Source organism: Aquabacterium parvum (genome assembly GCF_001447195.1).
GTDB classification, from domain to species: Bacteria; Pseudomonadota; Gammaproteobacteria; order Burkholderiales; family Burkholderiaceae_C; genus Aquabacterium; species Aquabacterium parvum.
The window spans coordinates 1-1348 of the sequence record NZ_LFRI01000362.1 but is presented as its reverse complement, the minus strand read 5'-3'; the positions used below and the strand labels follow the sequence as shown (position 1 = coordinate 1348).

Genomic DNA, 1348 nt, shown 5'->3' with positions numbered 1-1348 from the left:
GGGCCTGTCAGAAATTTTGTGTTCGGGGCATAGCATGACGACCAGGAGCATGTATGCCAAGCAAACCGAAGGCGGCCAAGCCTGTGCTGCCGACCATTCCCCAAGAGATTTTGGACCAGTTCGCCAATGGGCCGATGAGCGCTGAGGCGATCCAGGCGGCCTCCATGGCGTTCAAGAAGGCCTTGATTGAGCGGGCGCTGGGCGCTGAGCTGAGCCACCACCTGGGCTACGAGCTCGGAGCAGCGAAGCCTGCGCAGACCATCAACCAGCGCAACGGCACAAGCGGCAAAACCGTCTTGACGGAAGATGGCCCGCTGCAGCTCGACATCCCACGCGACCGCGATGGCTCCTTTGAGCCACAGTTGATTGCCAAGCATGAGCGACGCTTCACGGGCTTCGACGACAAGATCGTCGCCATGTACGCCCGAGGCATGACGGTGCGTGAGATCCAGGGCTTCCTGCGCGATCAGTACGCCACAGATGTCTCTGCGGACTTCATCAGCTCCGTGACCGACGCGGTCATGGCCGAGGTCACCGCCTGGCAAAGCCGGCCGCTGGAGACGATGTATCCAGTGGTGTTCTTCGACGCTCTGAGGGTGAAGATCCGCGAGGACGCAGTTGTGCGCAACAAGGCCATCTACCTGGCGTTGGGCGTATTGCCCGACGGCTCGCGCGACATCCTGGGGTTGTGGATCGAAGGCACCGAGGGCGCCAAGTTCTGGATGAAGGTCTTCAACGACCTCAAGACGCGAGGCGTCAACGACATTTTGATCGCTGTCACCGATGGCCTAAAAGGCATGCCCGAGGCTTTGGCAGCAGTGTTCCCGGCCACGACGCTGCAGACATGCATCGTGCACCTGATTCGCGCCAGTCTGGACTACGCCAGCTGGAAAGACCGCCGGGCGCTGGCGGCTGCGCTCAAGCCCATTTACACCGCACCCACGATGGAGGCAGCGGTGGCCGAGCTACAAGCCTTTGAGGCTGGCCCATGGGGAAAGAAGTTCCCCACTGTCGTAGCGGCATGGCGCAGAGCATGGGACCGAGTCATCCCGTTCTTCGCCTTCCCGCCAGCTATCCGCAAGGTGATCTACACGACCAACGCCATCGAGAGCATCAACGCGCAACTGCGCAAGATCATCAAGACCCGTGGCCACTTCCCCAATGACGATGCCGCCACCAAACTGCTGTGGCTGGCGTTACACAACATCACCGCAGACTGGGGGCGGGCGGCGCATGACTGGAAGGCCGCAATGAACCAATTCGCCATCCTTTACGAGGACAGATTTCTTCAACCCTCCGTCTGACCAAGGCGGTGTTCAGCCTCAAACACAAAAAATCTGACAGTCCC

General features: G+C 60.5%; 1 protein-coding gene. It reads left to right on the top strand.

The window, feature by feature from the left end; all coding sequences use genetic code 11:
• Window positions 1-53: 53 nt before the first annotated feature.
• Complete coding sequence (locus ABG80_RS13780; RefSeq protein ID WP_058088223.1) at window positions 54-1304, top strand: IS256 family transposase; 1251 nt, start codon at window positions 54-56, stop codon at window positions 1302-1304.
• The last annotated feature ends 44 nt before the right edge of the window (window positions 1305-1348 follow it).

What these genes read in the sequence shown, in the direction of transcription:
- ABG80_RS13780 (WP_058088223.1), top strand. Translation starts at nt 54, where the DNA reads ATGCCAAGCAAACCGAAGGCGGCCAAGCCTGTGCTGCCGACCATTCCC.